Source organism: Gammaproteobacteria bacterium, from assembly GCA_015709635.1.
Lineage (GTDB): Bacteria > Pseudomonadota > Gammaproteobacteria > Burkholderiales > Nitrosomonadaceae > Nitrosomonas.
This window is the reverse complement of the sequence record CP054180.1, coordinates 2,637,555-2,654,506: the sequence shown is the minus strand read 5'-3', so window position 1 is coordinate 2,654,506 and position 16,952 is coordinate 2,637,555. Positions and strand designations below refer to the sequence as shown.

Sequence of the window (16,952 nt, the reverse complement as noted above, 5' to 3'; positions counted from 1 at the left end):
CTTGAGAAAATTGTATCTTGATAATGTAGATATTAATCTATACTATCTAAACCATGATCTTTACGTGGAATGAAACGAAATGCAAAACCAATCTGAAAAAACACGGTTTGGATTTTGCCGATGCTGAAGCGGTTTTTGCAGGCTACACGCTAACCAGACCGGATACGCGCTTTGCTTATACAGAAAACCGTTTTTCCACGATAGGTTTGCTCGGGGTTGACGTAGTGGTTATTGCACACACTGAAACTGCCGATGAAATTCATATTATTTCCATGCGAAAAGCTGAACGCCATGAACAAAAAAACTATTTTGCCAGCCTCTGATGATTTGGATGAAGCGCCCATTTGGACAGACGATGATTTTAAACAGGCAGTGCATCGAGCCGGATTGAAACCATTGCCGCAAAAGAAGCAGAAAATCAATATCACGCTTGATCCGGATATCGTGGCTTGGTTCAAGCAGCAAGCCGGAGGGCGAGGGTATCAAACGCTTATTAATGCTACTTTACGGGAAGCTATGCAGAAAAAGACTATCGAGGAAACGATCCGGCAAGTGATCCGGGAAGAATTGCGAACTTCTTGAGTATATTAAGACGAACAGCGTAATTCTGAAGTGTTATTTATATAAGTGTAGTTTCCTTCAGTACATCGGGATGGCGCTCAAGAATAGCAATCAGTGTTTTTGCTGCTCCGTTGGGGTTACGGCGGTGTTGCTCCCAATCGCGCAAGGTGCGAACTGACACTCCAAACAATTTGGCAAATTCTACTTCGGAAAGTCCTGATTTTTTTCGTGCCGATATGAGAGGTGACATGACGACGCGCCCCTTCCCTGCTTTCATTTGACGGACAGATTCCAGTAATTCAGCACCTAAGTCCCGGCTGTTTTCCCAGGCTTCCAATTCCTTATCGGTTAGCAGTTGCTTCTTTAATCTCATGCGCCTTCCTATTAAAACGGATAAGTCAGTGAACTTTATATAGCTTCATGAATAGCCGTATGTACCCGTTCAAGCATTTTACTGGTTACATTGTTGCGACGCTCGATTTGACTAACATAGGCTTGACTGACACCAAGACGCTGTGCCAGTTGTTCCTGGGTAATGCCTGCCTTGATTCGCGCTAACGCGACGGGATTATCAACATAATCCTCAAGCACAAACGGTTCATAGGCTTGTTCGTCACTCTGATTTGCTTCACAAGCCGCCAATTCTTTTTCGATCTGATCTTTCAGAACGCGATAAACCGCTATTGGCAACAAAACATATTCATCTTTGCCTTGTATGGATTTGATTTTTTGCAGTGTCATTTGTAAGCATCTCCACGCGGTTTGATTTTCTCAATCGTAATAATTCTAACGACATCATGCCGTTCAAAAATAATGCGCCAGTTACCAACTCTTAGCCGTAAATAAGGCTCACCTTCCAGTTTCTTGATATCAAGCGAACTATCATTGGGATTCCGGCCTAGCTGTTCCAGTTTCTCAGCAATCCTGAATCGATCCGTTCTCGGCAAGCTTTGCAATTTCTTCTTGACTTGCGGCCGGATCAATAAATTATAACAATCAGACATATTATAAGTTATAAAACATTATATTCAAGTGCCTTGATAAACCAGAAAGTTTCCAACGTTGATTGGTAGTCTAGGAATAAAAATACCGGATGAGACAAAATTATTTTAATAATGTCTTATTTTATAGAATAAAACTGAAGGCAACGATTGACACTGCGGTGCACACCAAGGCGGTCAAACCGGCTGAATTCAAACGAGTGATTGTTGACACGACAATTCAGGAAAAGGCAATTGCGCATCCGGTGGATAGCCGGTTACTGGAAATTGCTCGCGGCAAGATTGTGCAAGCAGCCAGACGGGCTGGCATCACCTTGAAGCAAACCTACGCCAAAGAAGGCAAGGCGCTGCGCCGAAGGGCAGGCGGCTATGCCCACGCCAGGCAATTGCGGCGTCTGCACAAAACCGTTAAACGCCAACGCACGATCCTTGGTATCGTGCTGCGGGAGATCCAGCGCAAACTGGCAACCGTGACGACGGTCTGTGCCGCATCGCTGCAGCAATTGACCACGCTATTGGAACGGGCAGGACGGATTCATAAGCAGCAACCCAAGGACAACAACAAACTCTATGCATTGCACGCACCGGAAGCCGAATGCATCGGCAAGGGCAAAGCACGCAAACCTTACGAGTTCGGAGTTAAAGCCGGCATTGCTGTTACGCACAAAAGCGGCCTGATAGTCGGTGCCAGAACCTTTCCTGGCAATCCCTACGATGGTCATATTCTCCACCAACAGCTCGAACAAACGCACAGGCTACTCGAAGATACCGGATCAATACCGAAGCAGGTTATTGCCGATCTCGGGTTCGGGGAGTGGATGCTGACAATCCGGCAGTGGAAATCATCCATCGCGGCAAGTACAAGTCGCTGACGAAACCGCAGCGGCGCTGGCTCAAGCGCCGGCAGGCCGTGGAACCTGCAATCGGGCATCTGAAGTCGGATCACCGAATGAATCGCTGCTGGTTACCAGGTCAGTTGGGGATGCACTGCACGCTGTGTTATGTGCGGCTGGCTACAATCTGCGCTGGCTGATGAGAGCTATACACCATTTGGGCATCAAGAATTCTTTATTGCGACTTGCGCTGCTGCAACTGATCAACACCTTTTACACAAAACGTTCGTTTGTCGGCATGACTGTGTGAATTTTGCAGGGGCGACTATGTAGTAATTCAGATTAGCATCAACTTTGGCTAGGGCATGTGGACAATTAAATGTATATAGTTTCCCAGAGAATCAGATTGTGATTTACTGTTTATAAACAGTTAGAGGAGGTTATAAATGGTGAAGCGCTATGGATTACGGGACGATCAATGGCAACGGATCGAGCACTTGTTACCGGGTCGCAAGCAAACAGTTGGTGTAACAGCCAAGGATAACAGGCTATTTGTTGAAGCTGTTTTGTACCGCTACCGTGCTGGGATACCATGGCGTGATCTGCCGGAGCGTTTTGGAGATTGGAACAACATAGCCCGCCGTCATCGCCGCTGGTCGGAAAGCGGCGTATGGGAAAGGGTTTTCACGTATTTGGCCGAAGATGCTGATAATGAGTATGCGATAATCGATAGTACAATCATCCGTGTTCATCAGCATGCTGCGGGGGCAAAAGGGGGAACAGGCAAACGGGGTGCATTGGGCGCAGTAAAGGCGGACTGAGCACAAAAATACATGTAACCTGTGATGCTCTTGGCAACCCGACCGGTTTTCATCTTACACCGGGGCAAGCCCATGATCTTCAAGGTGCGGATGTTTTATTGCCGGACATTCTGACGTGTATAGAATCTTTTCTGGCCGATAAAGCGTATGATGCGGCGGAACGGGTTCTTGATCTGTTAAAGAACGCCGGGGTTCGGGCCGTCATACCACCAAAGTCAAACCGTAAGGAACCACGCGAATACAATGAGGAAATGTATAAGGCACGGCATTTGATCGAGAATTTCTTTGCAAAACTCAAACAATACCGTGCCATTGCAACTCGGTACGATAAACGTGCTTCAACTTTCCTCGGCGGCATCCACCTCGCTGCAGCTATCATTTGGCTCAATTGACCACACGCCTTAGTTAAATATATAGTTCCCCTTTTTATTTACTGTGCGTCTGTTTCAAGAACCGTAACCGACGATCGAGTACGTTGCAATAACCAAGTAATTGGAAGCTTTGGATCTAGATTCTTAATCAATTGATCCAATAGTTTGCGTTTTTTTTCTCCCGTCACCACCAGTACAATCTGCTCGCTTTCCGCCAGCAGTTTCAACGAAAGACTGACCCGCAACGATGGCGCAACCGGCGGTGCGATCGCAATGCAGTGATGGGTATCAGCTAAATCAGGATTCATGCCGGGAAACAGCGAGGCAATGTGGCCGTCTTCGCCCAATCCTAATACCGTCAAACTCAATGGCATCGGCAGCTTGTCGAGGCGCTGGTGGATTGTTTCGATGGCTTCAAAAGGATTGTTGTGATGGGTTTTGAGTCCGACGAAGCGTGCGTTTGCGGGCAAGTGATCTATCAGATGCTGCTTGACCAGGTGTTCGTTCGATTGTGTGTCATTGACATCGACCCAGCGTTCATCGGACAACGTGACAGTGATACGTTCCCAAGGCAGCATACATTTTGCCAATGCGGGCAGGTAATGGCGCGGGGTGTTGCCGCCGGGAACGACCAAGGTGGCTTGGGGTTTCCGGCTTAGGGTGTCGCGCAGTGCGGCAGCGGCAAAATCAGCGAAGCCTTGGCTTAGCGATTCGATATCCGGGTAGACGTGCCTTTGTATCATGGAACTGCCAACGTTATTGCACCAAGCTGCGCAAGTCCGGCACGGTCTTGATGTGCGCCGAGAACGGATTCGGGTCGCCAGGGAAGACGCGCCCGAGGAAAGCGGTGTTGTTGGCTTGCGCGCCTTCCAAATCGGCCATCGCGTCGCCGATCATCAGCACCGTTTCGGGTTGTAAGTTGTGTGTCGCGAGGATTTCCGCGATGATGGTTTTTTTCAGCGCCGGTGCGCCGCGCACAGCGGTGAAATAAGGTGCGAGGCCACGGCGTTCGACGATGACTTTGAGCTCGACTTCCGGTGTGCCGGAGGCGACGAACAGTGGGATTTTGCCGGATTGCTGGCGGATCAGTTCGATTGCACCGGGCACGGGGTCGGCGGCGATCACGGCTTCGACGACCAGTTCGGAGAAACGGATGTCGAGTTGCCGTTCTTCCGCTTCGGTCAGCGGTGGTTGGTGCAGAAAATGCTCCTGAAAGTGGCGGAATTTACGGTAGCGCGACATACCGCCGTTTTTCGTGTGGAATTGTACCACTTGTACAACGATGTCCTCGCCGTACGGGCGGTACAATTCCGCGAACGCTTGCGTTTTGATTGTGCCGGATTCGACCACGACACCATCGAAATCGAAAATGATCGCCTGCCAGTTAAATTTGTTCATGGCTAGGCGCGATTGTCCGATATGGACGGCGTGGCGTCGTCGTTCTCGTCGCCATGGTGCAAGTCCTGATGAATTTCGCGCAAACAGTCGAGGATGCCTTGCCCCAGATCGACATGCTCGTTCAGCACCAGTTTGCGGCCAACGCGCGGTTGAAACGCATACGGCGTAATTTCATAGTGATGCACCGCGTTGGCTTCGTCGAAATGCAATTCCACCGGCCACGGCAGGATTTCCGAGATCATCGTCATGACATCCTTGATGCGCAATCTTTCCTGGCCGGTCAGAATCATGTGCCGGTTGGCGAATTCGGGCGCCAGTATTTGCACGCTCATGCGTGCCGCATCTTCCACGTGGATATATTCGCGCATGGCATCACCGCTGCCTTTGTAGGTGATGGAATGATGCGCGACCGCTTCGTGCAGCATGCGGTAGATACCGTTGCGCTTGTCGGCGCGCCGTCCGTACAGCGAACCGTAACGTAGAATACTGTAATCCAGGCCATAGCGCTCGTGGTAGGTTTCGGTGAAACGTTCCGCCGCCTGCTTACTGGCGCGATAAAAAGAACCGGATTCGGAATAGACATAAATGCTGCTGGCGAACACAAAACGGCGCGCCCCGGCGATACGCGCGGCTTCCAATGCATGCATGTTGCCCAGCACGTTGATGGTGGCGGTCGGGATCGGTTTGTCGTTGGCTTCGTCGATGTCGGCGATCGCGGCGAAGTTGTACACAATGGAAGTTCCTTTGGCGGCCTCGACCACTTGGTCGAGATTCATGATGTCGCCGATGATCATTTCCTGGTTGCTTTTCAGATACGGCGATGGGCTGCGGTCAAACAGCCGCACCCGGTAGCCTGCGGCCGATAATGCGTCCGCGACATGGCTGCCCAAAAAACCGCTGGCGCCGAATACCACAACCTGTTCATTCACCATAATGCTATCCGTTATTGACGAGACCTGCTTTGATCAAACCTTGCAGCAGATTTTCCGCCGCTTCGAGTTCCATGCGCTGGCGCGACTCGCGGGCCAGGGAGCCGACGTGCGAGGTCAGAATGACGTTGCCGCTTTCAATGAGCGGGCCGTGATACGGTTCCTGCTCAAACACATCCAACGCGGCGCTGATCTTGCCGGATTGCAATGCCGCCAGCAGCGCGTTTTCGTCGACCAATCCGCCGCGCGCGGCGTTGATGACGATGGCTTCGGGTTTCATCGCCGCGAATGCCTGCGCATTCAGCATATGGTGCGTATCCGCGCTATAGGGCGTGTGCAGCGTGATGATGTCGGCACTGACCAGCAATTGTTGCAGTGGCATTAACGTGACACCGTCCGGTAGTTGGGTTGCGAACGGATCGTGCGCGATTACCGTGGCTTCAAACGCCTGGCATAAGCGCGCGACGCGTCGGCCGATATATCCCAAGCCGATGGTACCGACGGTTTGCGCCGCCAGCAGGCGGCCTTGCGTGCGCGGCCATTCGCCATTGCGCACCGCCCGGTCGATCGGGTTGATTTGCCGCAATAACGTCAGCATCAATCCCAAGGTCAGCTCGGCCACCGCCTGCGCGGGCGCTTCCGGCGTGTTCAACACCGTGATGCCGTGATGCTTTGCCGCGGCCAGATCGACGCTATCCAATCCGGCGCCGCAGCGCGAAATGACTTTCAGATTCGGCGCGGATTGAAACACTCGTTCGGTCAACGGTTCGATACCGGCGATCAGTCCGGTCGCACCATGAGCCAATAATTCGATGATCTCGCCTTCGGTGAGCTTGCGTTTGTGCGGATTGGTGACGACCTGAAAACCTTGTTGCAACAAGCGCTGAATGGCTGGATTGTTGCCGGTATCGAACGACGAGGTGGAAATGATCAATGAGTTCATGACGTTTTTAATGTTGCGCGGATGCTGTGTAAATGCGTGCGGCAGATCGAATCCAGGATGCGGATATCCAGTGCGTAACCGAGGAAATTAAAACCGGCTTGAATGCGTTGCTGCAATGCCTGCGGATCGGGTTCGATGACATGGATGCCGCCCGGTTTACCCGCACGGCGGCCCGCTTCCAGCACATGCGCGACGGCCGCTTGCACATCCGGGTGATTGAGATCGCCGGGACGGCCCATCGAACCGGATAAATCGTAGGGGCCGATGATATACGCATCGATACCGGGAACGGCGAGAATCTGATCGATCGCCTGAACGGCATCGACATGCTCGATCATAACGACGATCACGGCATTTTCCTCCAGCCACTGGCGGTAGGCTTGAAAGCTCGCGCCGTAACCTTGCGCACGCGCCAGGCCGACACCACGTTGTCCGCGCGGCGGGTAGTACACGCTTGCTACAGCCGCTTCGGCATCGGCGGCGGATTTGATCATCGGCACCATGACACCGGTGGCACCGGCGTCCATGACGCGTTTGATCTGATCGGGGTGGTTCGACGTCAGGCGCACGATGGCCGGACATTGCTTGGCATCCAATACCTGGATGATGGCTTGCACTTCGCCGAGTTCCAGCACGCTGTGCTCCATATCCAGCACCAGCCAGTCGAATCCGGCCGATGCCATGATTTCGGCAATCGACGGATGTCCCAGCGTGACCCAGGAGCCGATGGTCAATTCGGATCGGCTTAATTTAGCTTTTAATGACATGACGATTCCTAGTAGCGCGAGAGTAATGGGTCGGATGCCATCAGTTTTTCGACGCGCGCCAGATCTTCCGGAGTATCCACCGCCTGGGTATTGAATTCGGTAGGCACCATTTTAACTTGCATGCCGTGCTCGAGCAGACGCAGCATGTCGATGGACTCCAGTTGTTCCAGCGGTGTCGGTGTCAAATGTGTATATTGATACAAGGTGCTGCGGCGAAAAGGAATGATGCAGACTTGCTTGTAAGCGGCGGTATTGGCGAAACCGGTTTTGGCCATTGTCGGAATCGGGCGGCGCGACATATAAAGCGCATCGTTGTGCTGATTCATGACGACCTTGATGGTATTGGCGTCGAGGTAATCGGCTTCATGGTCAATTTTGCGTACCAGGTTGACGCAGCCCAGTTTCGGATCATCTTTAAAAGGCGCTACGGCGGTATCGATCATATCGGGATGCGTCATCGGTTCATCGCCTTGCACCATGACGATCAGATCGGCATCGAGGTAGACAACCGCTTCTGCGACGCGATCGCTGGCGCGTTCGTGTATATCGGATGTCATGATGACTTGCGCGCCGAAACCTTCCGCGACTTGGCGGATTTCCTCGTCGCAGGTGGCGATGTAGGTGGCGTCGAGTGATTTGCTCATGGCCACGCGTTTATAAATATGTTCGATCATCGGGCGTCCGAGAATTTTTGCGATGGGCTTGCCCGGGAAACGCGATGACCCCATGCGGGCCGGTATGACAGCGATTGTTTTCATGAAAATAACGTGTGATTGATTAATGGTTGAGTACAAAAAGTTATCATTAAAGGCAGTGCGCTGATTATCCGGTTTTTCCTCTATTCTGGGCAATATTAATTGCTAAATTTAACGCGAATGTCGTTTATAGCAATCATTATAAAACCGGCCAGGATGTGTTGCTGGTAATTGCAGGATCGCCAGAGTAAAATGGCGCGCATTGCAGAATCTGCTGTTTAAACTGGAAAAACACCTGAAATGCTGCGAATCCTAAATAACTCCACCGCTGCATCACCGTTATGAAAGCGCTTTTTTTCCTCCGCCACTATAACGATATCGATCATGTCACACCGGTTATCTACAAATGGACTCGATCCGGTCATCAATGCGATGTGGTGCTGATCGGCTCCGCTCAGTTCCGCCGTGATTTCCGCGTGAAATACCTGAGTCAATTGCAGGGTGTGCGCGTTGCACATATGAAGGAGCTGTTTCCGCTCATTGTCTATTTAAAATGGCGTCTGCAGATGTTGATGCTGACGCGCAATGTGCGGCGCATTCAAGTGATCGGCAAGCTGGTGGAGAAGCTGGCCGGACGGTTTGATGAAAAACAACGCGAGCCGCTGTGGCGGCATACCGCCGAATTTCTGTTGCAGCGGTGCTTCGGCGATGCCGGCAAAGGGGTTGTGGCGTTCGACTGGATTGAACGCAACTCGGTGATTTGCGTGGAATGGGTCGAGGCGGTGGTGGCGCTGGCGAAAGCAAGAGGATGCGGCACCATATCGCTGCCGCATGGCGATAGTCCGCATTACAGTCAATTGATCCGCCGCGGTGAAAGGCGTGTTGCACCCGATATTACGTTTTCGGCGGCGACGATTTTCGATAAGGTGGTGGTGCCTAATGAACTATGTTCGATACGTTTCCGTCCTTTTATGAATGAAAATCAGCTGGCGGTATTGGGTTCGCCGCGCTATTGCGAAGAGTGGCTGAAAATCCTGGGCGGTTTGATGCCGCCTTCACCGCTGACGCATTCGGACAGCCGGTTGAAGATCGTCATGTTTCTGAGAAAGGCCAACTTCACGACGTTCTGGGAAGAAGTGGGCGAAGTGGTTCACATGATCGCCGGATTTCCCGGTGTGGAACTGGTCATCAAGCCGCATACCCGCAGCGGCTGGAAGCAGTCATTGACCACCGACAGTTCGATCAAGAAATTATCCAACATTCGTGTCGCCAGCGACGATGCGCATTCGGTGCATTTGATGAACTGGGCCGATGTCATCATCGATTTGGCGACTTCCGTGGTGTTTGAAGCGGTGCGGGCAAAGAAACCGGTTCTGGCGGCTGATTATTTGATCGCGGCGCGCTCGACAGTGGCTTATTACATGCCGGAAACCGAGCTGAGATGCCGTGACGATGTGGATGAAAAAATCAATCATTTTCTCAACAATGGCTGCGATTCTTTCTACATTGAAGAGCACCGCCAGCGTTTCTTGCGAGAAATGCTGGATTACCCGGATGCCGATGTGCTGCCTCGCTATGTGGAGGTTCTTGAGCAGCTCGCGAGTTAGATGCTTTGCATATCCGCCTTGTAAAAGTCAGGACTTAAGCTTTTAACTATTAAGGTGATCTGATGCTGGCAAAAGAGCTATTCAATGAACTGGTTGTGGCAGCATACAGACTGAAAGGTGGGTATACGGATATACAGGTCAGAGATCAGCGCATTTTAATTTCGGTCGATCACTTACGCACGCTGCAACGCGCAAAAACCTATTCGATCAAAGAACCGGATACGTTGGATTGGCTGGACAGCTTTGAGCCCTGCTCATGCTATTTCGATATCGGCGCGAATATCGGACAGTATTCGTTGTATCCTGCCAAAAAATATGGCGACAAAGTCCAGGTTTATGCATTTGAGCCGCAAAGTAACAATTACTATGTGCTTAATAAGAATATTTTTTTTAATCACCTGGAAAAAAATATTTTGTCCTACTGTGTCGCTATATCGGGGCAAACCGAATTCTCCAAATTGTATATACCCAAATTTATTCCCGGTGGGAATCGCTCGCAATTCGGCAGGGAAGATATTGAGAATATGAAGATATCGGCAACACATGTTCAAGGTATGTTCGGTGTGACACTGGATGATTTGTGCGGTAAGTGGGGCTTCCCTTATCCGAATTACATCAAGATTGACGTGGATGGAATAGAAATTTCCATCCTCAAAGGTGCTGCATCAGTATTGGCACATCCGTCGTTACGCTCTGTCATCGTCGAATTGGGTACCGAAGAAGAACAGAATCAAGCAATTGCATTAATGAAACAGGCCGGCCTCGGAATCAAGCAGCGATCAACCAGAAACTGGGGCGAAGCCTATCTGATTTTTGGCAGGATATAGTCTGACTATGAGCGAATCGATTGCCGTATCGATCGATGTCGTCATCCCGGTTTATAACGCGCCGGAATTGACCAAGCGCTGCATTGATTCCGTCGTGACACATCTTGGCCGGTCGATCGGGACTCTTTTCATTCAGGATGATGCGTCAAACACTGAAACGCGCGAAATGCTCGATGGTTTGTCTTATCAGCAACTCCACGTTCATCATGCACCCGAAAATCAGGGATATGGCCGATCCGTTAACGCAGCGGTTGCCCGCTCGCGCGCCGACTTGGTGCTGGTACTGAATTCGGATACCGAGGTTCGTGAGAATTTTTTACCGCTATTGTGCATGGCTTTTGCAGCCGATCCGAAGCTAGCGGTAATCAATCCCGTGTTTGATAATTTCTTTCGCTATAAAGTCGAGCGTTACCAGCGGCAGGCGGGTGGCTACATTACAACTTATCGCTTTCAAGGATATGCTTTTTTGATCCGGCGTGATCTTTTTCTGGCGCTGGGCGGATTTGATGCGCAATTTGGCCGCGGCTATTATGAGGATACTGATTTCGGACGTAGATTGGCCCGGCAAGGATGGCGCATGGGTGTACATCCGGGTGCGTCTATTTATCATAAAGGTGGCGCTTCGTTCGGTCGCGGCTGGTCGTATTTTGTATTGATGAAACGTAACCGTGCCATGTATTTTTCCCGTTATCCTGAGATATACCAAAATATCCTTGTGGTTTCAGGAGAATACACACTGGCCGACTTACCGGCTCAATGGTCTGATGCGCTGGAACATGTGTTACGGCAGGGTGGTGGGGTTCACTGGCTGACGCCTTTACCGTTGCCGCAGTTACTTTGCTATCCCATGCGTAATGGTCCGGCAAGTTTTAGCGTGATCGTCAAACAGTTAATGCGAGGCTGGTGGCGGAGGGATAAGCGTGTTTCTGCCGTATGGATTTTGCCGGGTGTGCCCTCGGGGTTACGAATGCTAATGATGTTTTTTGTTCGTTTACGCCGTTTGGAACTGCGCGAGTGGCAAACGGATCAGCTTGGATTTGCGCCATCGACGGCGGAATCCCGGCCGGATTTACCGGCCGGGCCGGTTTCCAGGCAGGATAACAAGGGAAATATTGAATAATGTGACGAGCAAGATAAGATGCAAGGTGGATGGAGTGCAGGAAATGAGACATATCATAGCGAGTGATCGGCGAGCTTCCGAGTACATCCTCTTGCCGCAGATCGCTTGCGTAAACAATTGCTCAGTGCTTCTCAAGCAAAACTTCGAATGAATATGTCGCAACTTTGCAAATTTTCATGACGATGAATCAAGAATCCCGCTGGTCTGGTTTTATGCGCACTCCGATCGGATGGCAGGAATTATTTATCCGCTTTACGCTGGTATTTGTTTGTATTGCGTTCTGGCGCGGCGATTTGAATGTTTTTTCCTTTCCGCTGCTGGTTTTAGCCTGGCTGATGGACGGCGGCTTGTATCGCTTGAGTCAGATTCTCAAACTGCCTTTGGTGCAAGCGATTTTGCTGCTATGCATACTGTTACTGATCGGATTGTCATGGGGCGGATTGCCGGACAGCGGGCCGATGAAATGGCTGAAGTATTTTAATTTGCTGATTTTGATTCCGCTGTATGCGTTGCTGAATAAAGCGCGCATGCCGTGGGCGATCGGCGGATTGGTCACGGGTTATCTGATTGTCTTGAGCATGGGCATTTATCACTGGCTGGTAATGGGGGGGCAAGGCATTCCGCAGCTGAAAATGTCCTATCTGAGTTTTTCCGCGATGCTCGGAACGGGAGCTATAGTCGCTGTCGGTTTTGCTTGCTCAAGCCGATCGGTAATGCTGAGTGTGATCTTATGGATTGCGGCGCTCGCGTTAGTTTTTGTGCAATTTCATCAGTACGGCAGAGTTTTTTTGCTGGCGACGTTGATTGCTATCGTGTTGCAAGCTTACCTGTGTTTCAAAATCGATCTCAGAAAATTCGCCGGTATTTTTCTGTTCCTGCTGATCGTGACCGGGATTTTTGCTTACAGCAGTCCTGCTTTTCAGGAAAGATTGCTGTTGCTGAAAAGCGATATCGAGTTGTTGCAGCAAGGTCATTACAATTCCAGTCTGGGTTATCGTCTTGCCATGTGGGATGTCGGCTTGCACGCCATTGCCGAGCGTCCGCTGACGGGTTATGGGACCGGCATGCCGGGACGCTATTTCGACACAATGATCCAAACGTATCGAGGCGGTCTTTATAAGGATTTGCCGGCATTCCAAGAAACTTCGCACTATCATAATGATTGGATTGAGATCGGCATGCATGTCGGCATTTTCGGTATGCTGGCTTTGGCGTTTCTCTATTGGGGGTGGTACCAGGCATTTAAGCGCAGCGGCTTAGGCATACTGGGCGTAGGCTTAATAACCTATATTATTTTGGCCGGATTGACCGATGCGTTTCTGATTTTTAGCAAAATGCCGGTGTTATTGTCGATAATTACCGCGCTTATGATCAGCAGACACAAACAACAACTTGAAAGGATTTGAGGCTTGATGGAGCATGATCGGATCGGCACTGAAACAAACTCGGCTTGCTATTTGTGCGGCAAACAAGGCGAAGTGCTATATCGTAACCTGACCGACCGGTTTTTTGGCGCGCCCGGTGCATGGACATTAAGAAAGTGCAAGAATGAGGAATGCGGTGTTATCTGGCTTGACCCCAGACCGACACTGGATGAAATCGGCAAAGCTTACCACCGGTATTACACTCACGGGCAAGTTGATCTCGTGCGGCAAACACGCACGGCGCGCATCGGTCATGCTATTTTGCATGCAATCAGCATCAATCTGTTGGGATTGCGGCGCGAACGCCGGCGCTATAAGTGTATTTACCTGGACGAAACTCCGCCGGGGCGATTACTGGAAGTCGGTTGCGGTAATGGAAAATGGTTGGTGCGCATGCGTGCGCTGGGCTGGGATGTGATGGGGCAGGAAGTTGATCCGGCGGCTGCGGAACATGTGCACAAAAAGAAGGGAATTCCGGTACATTTAGGCCCGCTTGAAACTATCGAGCCGGATGAATACGATGTGGTAATTTTGAGTCACGTCATTGAGCATGTGCACGACCCGGTGGCCACGTTGACGGCCTGTCATCGTTTGTTGAAGAAGAATGGCTTGCTGATCGTGCTGACGCCGAATGCGGCAAGTTACGGACATGGCAAATTTGGTGCGGCATGGCGCGGTCTTGAGCCGCCCAGGCATTTGCATTTGTTTACTTGCCATACACTGAATCGGCTGGCGCAGAGAGCCGGTTTCAGCGGACAGCGCTGCTGGACAACGCCGGTCAACGCGTATGGAATCGGTCTGGACAGTCCGCCCTTGACTGAATCAACCAATGAACAACAACGTATCGTGACGATCCGCGATGTCGTGCGGGGATTTTGGTTTCAAGTGAGCGCTTGTCTGGTTTTTCTGCTTGATAAAAACTCCGGCGAAGAATGCGTATTAATGGCATCCAAGTGAATGGCTTCATTTTGATTTTTCCGTGTTAAAGGAAACCCATGAACGATATTCAATCTCCAGGCCGGCGGAAATCCCGTGAGCTTGTTCCGGTTGATCCGGCAATCGAGACCTATATGCGCGGACTGGTTACACCGACCGATCATCCGGTTCTCATTGAAATGGAAGAATTCGCGCAGCAGAAAAATTTCCCGATCGTGAATCGCTTGGCAGGTGTTTTTCTTGAAACCCAGGCGAAAATGATCAATGCCAAGCGGATATTTGAGTTCGGCAGCGGTTATGGCTACTCGGCGTACTGGTTTGCAAAGGCGGCCGGTGCTGATGGACATGTTATTTGCAGTGACGCCGATGTCGTCAATCGCGAACGTGCGGAAAAATACCTTGCCGCAGCCGGTTTGTGGCAGCGGATCGAATTCAACGTCGGTTTGGCGCAAGATATTTTCGCGCAAACGGATGGATTGTTCGATATCTGCTATAACGATGTCGATAAAGGCGACTATCCGGAAATCTGGCACATGGCCAAACAACGCATACGGTCCGGCGGACTTTATATCGCCGATAATGTGCTGTGGTACGGCCGTGTCGCTCTGAAAAATTTTCAAGGAGCGGAGCAAGGTTCAACAAAAGCGATCATGGAACATAATCGATTGATTTTCAATGACCCGGATTTTGATGCGTTCATCAATCCAACCCGTGACGGTGTAATCGTTGCAAGAAAGAAATAGCCCGCGTCCATGCTTGTACCTAATCTCATGGTCACGCAATTGACATGGCGGTTTAATGGATTAATTGGTATAGTTGCTGTACTTTTTTTCGGTTGCAGTGCAGCGCGTTTTTTGTGCACTGCGCGCCATAACTTATCTTTTTCAAGGAAAAATTATTATGCAAATTCATGTTTATGATACCTATGTCAAAGCAAAAGACGGGCATACCATGCACTTTGATGTGTTTACTGCAGTGAAAGATGACCAGAAAGCGGTTGAATATGCGAAACAGTGGCTGAGTTCGATTGGCGAAAGTAACGCGGTTGTGACCAGCCGCGAATGCAGTTTTTGTCATAGCCAAAGCGCTCCGGCAAATGTCATTGATGAAATTAACAAAAACGGTTTTTATATTTATAAAATGGAAGGCTGCTAATAATCGCTCACGATCAGGAATCCAGGGTGAAGATGTTTTTACCTTGACTCCGTCAAACGCTAAAAATCGTATCGATAACATTCTCAAGGTTCTCAAAATGAAGTGGAAATGTGGAAAATTTGTTGTTGCTGGTGTCGTTCTTGCGCTGTGTAATTCAGTACAAGCGGCGGAACCGAAGATGATCGGCCAGCACGGTGATTGGACGGCCTATATGTTTATGGAAAATAACAACAAGGTTTGTTACATGGTGAGCCAGCCCAAAAAATCGGAAGGAAATTATTCAAAGCGTGGTGATGTGTATGCTTTGATCACACATCGTCCTGCTGAGAAAAGTAAGAATGTTTTTAGCTATATTGCCGGTTATCCCTATAAACCTGGCGGCGAGGCGACAGTTATCGTCAATAATCAGAATTTCCGGCTTTTCACTCAGGATGACTCGGCGTGGGCTCCCGATCAGGCAACCGATAATAAAATCACCGATGCGATCAAACGTGGCAGTTCATTGGTAGTTAAGGGCGCATCGGCACGAGGAACGGAAACGACCGATACGTTTGGTTTGAGCGGTTCTACGGCCGCGCACAAAGCGATTTCGGCCGAGTGTGGTGTGAAATAATTGACTTATCGCGCAGAGCGATTGGCAGAGAATCTTGATGGTGCGAATTAAATGAGTGACAAGATCGTTATTTATCAGAAGCCTACATGCAGTAAATGCAGAGCGACATTATCCTTGCTTAAGGAGAGCGGTGCGGAGTTTGAATCCGTGAATTATTATGAAACGCCTTTAACCGCCGACAAATTGCGGGAATTGATCCGGAAACTCAATCTCTCCGCGCGCGATATTCTGAGAAAAGACGAACCATCAGCCCATCAGCTTGCTGCAGCATCCGATGATGAGATCATTAACGCCATGATCGACAACCCCGATTTGTTGCAACGTCCCATCGTGGTACGTGGAAATCAAGCCAAATTATGCCGGCCGCCTGAAAATGTTTTGGAATTGCTTAAATAGCAGCTTGAAAGGGCAAGGATAAAACGCGGTTGCTGCGGATTTCTTGTCTCAATCTTACCGACGGTATTGTGCGGATAATTACACTTTGGCGGATTATAATCATCGATCCGGCTCGTTACCGTAACCGGATGATCTATTCCGAGAGCTGTTGCAATTTCTTATTCAGGTGATGCTGCGTTTTTGCTATCACCACCGGTGCGAGCAGGTAATTTCTCGCGAATCCGCGCTGATTTGCCGGCACGATCCCTGAGATAATAAAGTTTCGCACGGCGAACTGCGCCACGGCGTTTGATTTCAATGCTAGCTATTAATGGCGAGTAGGTTTGAAAGGTACGTTCCACGCCTTCTCCGCTGGAAATTTTGCGCACTGTAAACGCCGAATTCAGACCGCGATTGCGTTTGGCAATTACGACTCCTTCGTAAGCCTGCACCCGTTTACGGTCACCTTCAACAACATTGACGTTTACGATGACTGTGTCTCCCGGGGAGAAATCAGGTATCTCTTTATTTAGGCGTTTAATTTCTTCTGCTTCTAATTGCTCGATTAAGTTCATA

21 protein-coding genes and 2 pseudogenes are annotated in these 16,952 nt (G+C 50.2%); 13 read left to right on the top strand and 10 right to left on the bottom strand.

Annotated features, from left to right (window positions below):
* Nucleotides 1-53: 53 nt before the first annotated feature.
* Nucleotides 54-323, top strand: a complete 270-nt coding sequence (locus HRU78_12670) for a BrnT family toxin (GenBank protein QOJ24388.1) — start codon at nucleotides 54-56, stop codon at nucleotides 321-323.
* Nucleotides 292-582 (top strand): BrnA antitoxin family protein, encoded by a 291-nt coding sequence (locus tag HRU78_12665; GenBank protein ID QOJ24387.1) that lies wholly within the window; start codon nucleotides 292-294, stop codon nucleotides 580-582. The genes HRU78_12670 and HRU78_12665 overlap by 32 nt, the downstream gene beginning before the upstream one ends.
* A gap of 37 nt (nucleotides 583-619) precedes the next feature.
* Here the strand turns inward: HRU78_12665 and HRU78_12660 are convergent, their stop codons facing one another.
* The 3 genes from HRU78_12660 to HRU78_12650 are packed head-to-tail and all read right to left on the bottom strand — an operon-like array spanning nucleotide 620 to nucleotide 1,565.
* A complete protein-coding gene (locus HRU78_12660; GenBank protein QOJ24386.1) occupies nucleotides 620-934 on the bottom strand; it encodes a type II toxin-antitoxin system MqsA family antitoxin in 315 nt (104 codons plus the stop codon).
* Between the two features lie 35 nt (nucleotides 935-969).
* Nucleotides 970-1,302 (bottom strand): helix-turn-helix domain-containing protein, encoded by a 333-nt coding sequence (locus HRU78_12655; GenBank protein QOJ24385.1) that lies wholly within the window; start codon nucleotides 1,300-1,302, stop codon nucleotides 970-972.
* Nucleotides 1,299-1,565, bottom strand: a complete 267-nt coding sequence (locus HRU78_12650) for a type II toxin-antitoxin system RelE/ParE family toxin (GenBank protein QOJ24384.1) — start codon at nucleotides 1,563-1,565, stop codon at nucleotides 1,299-1,301. The genes HRU78_12655 and HRU78_12650 overlap by 4 nt, the downstream gene beginning before the upstream one ends.
* A 134-nt stretch (nucleotides 1,566-1,699) precedes the next feature.
* On the opposite strand from HRU78_12650, the pseudogene HRU78_12645 reads away from it, so the two are divergent.
* Nucleotides 1,700-2,705: pseudogene (locus HRU78_12645) on the top strand (IS5 family transposase).
* 136 nt (nucleotides 2,706-2,841) lie between these two features.
* Nucleotides 2,842-3,608: pseudogene (locus tag HRU78_12640) on the top strand (IS5 family transposase).
* 38 nt (nucleotides 3,609-3,646) lie between these two features.
* On the opposite strand, the gene pgl reads toward HRU78_12640, so the two are convergent.
* The 6 genes from pgl to HRU78_12610 are packed head-to-tail and all read right to left on the bottom strand — an operon-like array spanning nucleotide 3,647 to nucleotide 8,382.
* Complete coding sequence (pgl, locus tag HRU78_12635) at nucleotides 3,647-4,330, bottom strand: 6-phosphogluconolactonase (protein ID QOJ24383.1); 684 nt, start codon at nucleotides 4,328-4,330, stop codon at nucleotides 3,647-3,649.
* Between the two features lie 13 nt (nucleotides 4,331-4,343).
* Entirely contained in the window at nucleotides 4,344-4,985 is a 642-nt protein-coding gene (locus HRU78_12630; GenBank protein ID QOJ24382.1) for an HAD family hydrolase, read from the bottom strand.
* A gap of 2 nt (nucleotides 4,986-4,987) precedes the next feature.
* Complete coding sequence (locus HRU78_12625) at nucleotides 4,988-5,917, bottom strand: NAD(P)-dependent oxidoreductase (GenBank protein ID QOJ24381.1); 930 nt, start codon at nucleotides 5,915-5,917, stop codon at nucleotides 4,988-4,990.
* A gap of 4 nt (nucleotides 5,918-5,921) precedes the next feature.
* On the bottom strand, nucleotides 5,922-6,857 hold the full coding sequence (locus HRU78_12620) for a phosphoglycerate dehydrogenase (GenBank protein QOJ24380.1): 936 nt from the start codon (nucleotides 6,855-6,857) through the stop codon (nucleotides 5,922-5,924).
* Nucleotides 6,854-7,624 (bottom strand): 2,4-dihydroxyhept-2-ene-1,7-dioic acid aldolase, encoded by a 771-nt coding sequence (locus tag HRU78_12615; protein ID QOJ24379.1) that lies wholly within the window; start codon nucleotides 7,622-7,624, stop codon nucleotides 6,854-6,856. The genes HRU78_12620 and HRU78_12615 overlap by 4 nt, the downstream gene beginning before the upstream one ends.
* 8 nt (nucleotides 7,625-7,632) lie before the next feature.
* The gene (locus HRU78_12610; GenBank protein QOJ24378.1) at nucleotides 7,633-8,382 is read right to left on the bottom strand and encodes a 3-deoxy-manno-octulosonate cytidylyltransferase; all 750 of its coding nucleotides are present in this window, start codon (nucleotides 8,380-8,382) and stop codon (nucleotides 7,633-7,635) included.
* Nucleotides 8,383-8,660: 278 nt separating this feature from the next.
* On the opposite strand from HRU78_12610, the gene HRU78_12605 reads away from it, so the two are divergent.
* The 9 genes from HRU78_12605 (at nucleotide 8,661) to HRU78_12565 (ending at nucleotide 16,397) form a co-directional block, all read left to right on the top strand.
* Nucleotides 8,661-9,926: a hypothetical protein gene (locus tag HRU78_12605; protein QOJ24377.1), complete on the top strand. Its 1,266-nt coding sequence runs from the start codon at nucleotides 8,661-8,663 to the stop codon at nucleotides 9,924-9,926.
* Between the two features lie 62 nt (nucleotides 9,927-9,988).
* The gene (locus HRU78_12600) at nucleotides 9,989-10,753 is read left to right on the top strand and encodes an FkbM family methyltransferase (protein QOJ24376.1); all 765 of its coding nucleotides are present in this window, start codon (nucleotides 9,989-9,991) and stop codon (nucleotides 10,751-10,753) included.
* A gap of 7 nt (nucleotides 10,754-10,760) precedes the next feature.
* A complete protein-coding gene (locus HRU78_12595; GenBank protein ID QOJ24375.1) occupies nucleotides 10,761-11,873 on the top strand; it encodes a glycosyltransferase family 2 protein in 1,113 nt (370 codons plus the stop codon).
* A 212-nt stretch (nucleotides 11,874-12,085) separates the two neighbouring features.
* Entirely contained in the window at nucleotides 12,086-13,279 is a 1,194-nt protein-coding gene (locus tag HRU78_12590) for an O-antigen ligase family protein (GenBank protein ID QOJ25052.1), read from the top strand.
* Between the two features lie 6 nt (nucleotides 13,280-13,285).
* A complete protein-coding gene (locus HRU78_12585) occupies nucleotides 13,286-14,254 on the top strand; it encodes a class I SAM-dependent methyltransferase (GenBank protein ID QOJ25051.1) in 969 nt (322 codons plus the stop codon).
* Between the two features lie 38 nt (nucleotides 14,255-14,292).
* Nucleotides 14,293-14,976, top strand: a complete 684-nt coding sequence (locus HRU78_12580) for an O-methyltransferase (protein QOJ24374.1) — start codon at nucleotides 14,293-14,295, stop codon at nucleotides 14,974-14,976.
* A gap of 157 nt (nucleotides 14,977-15,133) precedes the next feature.
* On the top strand, nucleotides 15,134-15,388 hold the full coding sequence (locus HRU78_12575; protein ID QOJ24373.1) for a DUF2024 family protein: 255 nt from the start codon (nucleotides 15,134-15,136) through the stop codon (nucleotides 15,386-15,388).
* 97 nt (nucleotides 15,389-15,485) lie between these two features.
* The gene (locus HRU78_12570; GenBank protein ID QOJ25050.1) at nucleotides 15,486-16,001 is read left to right on the top strand and encodes a hypothetical protein; all 516 of its coding nucleotides are present in this window, start codon (nucleotides 15,486-15,488) and stop codon (nucleotides 15,999-16,001) included.
* 51 nt (nucleotides 16,002-16,052) lie between these two features.
* Nucleotides 16,053-16,397, top strand: coding sequence for an arsenate reductase family protein (locus HRU78_12565; GenBank protein QOJ24372.1), 345 nt, complete (start codon nucleotides 16,053-16,055; stop codon nucleotides 16,395-16,397).
* 158 nt (nucleotides 16,398-16,555) lie between these two features.
* Here HRU78_12565 and rplS read toward each other — a convergent pair whose 3' ends face one another.
* Complete coding sequence (gene rplS / locus HRU78_12560) at nucleotides 16,556-16,951, bottom strand: 50S ribosomal protein L19 (protein ID QOJ24371.1); 396 nt, start codon at nucleotides 16,949-16,951, stop codon at nucleotides 16,556-16,558.
* Between the last annotated feature and the right edge of the window lies 1 nt (nucleotide 16,952).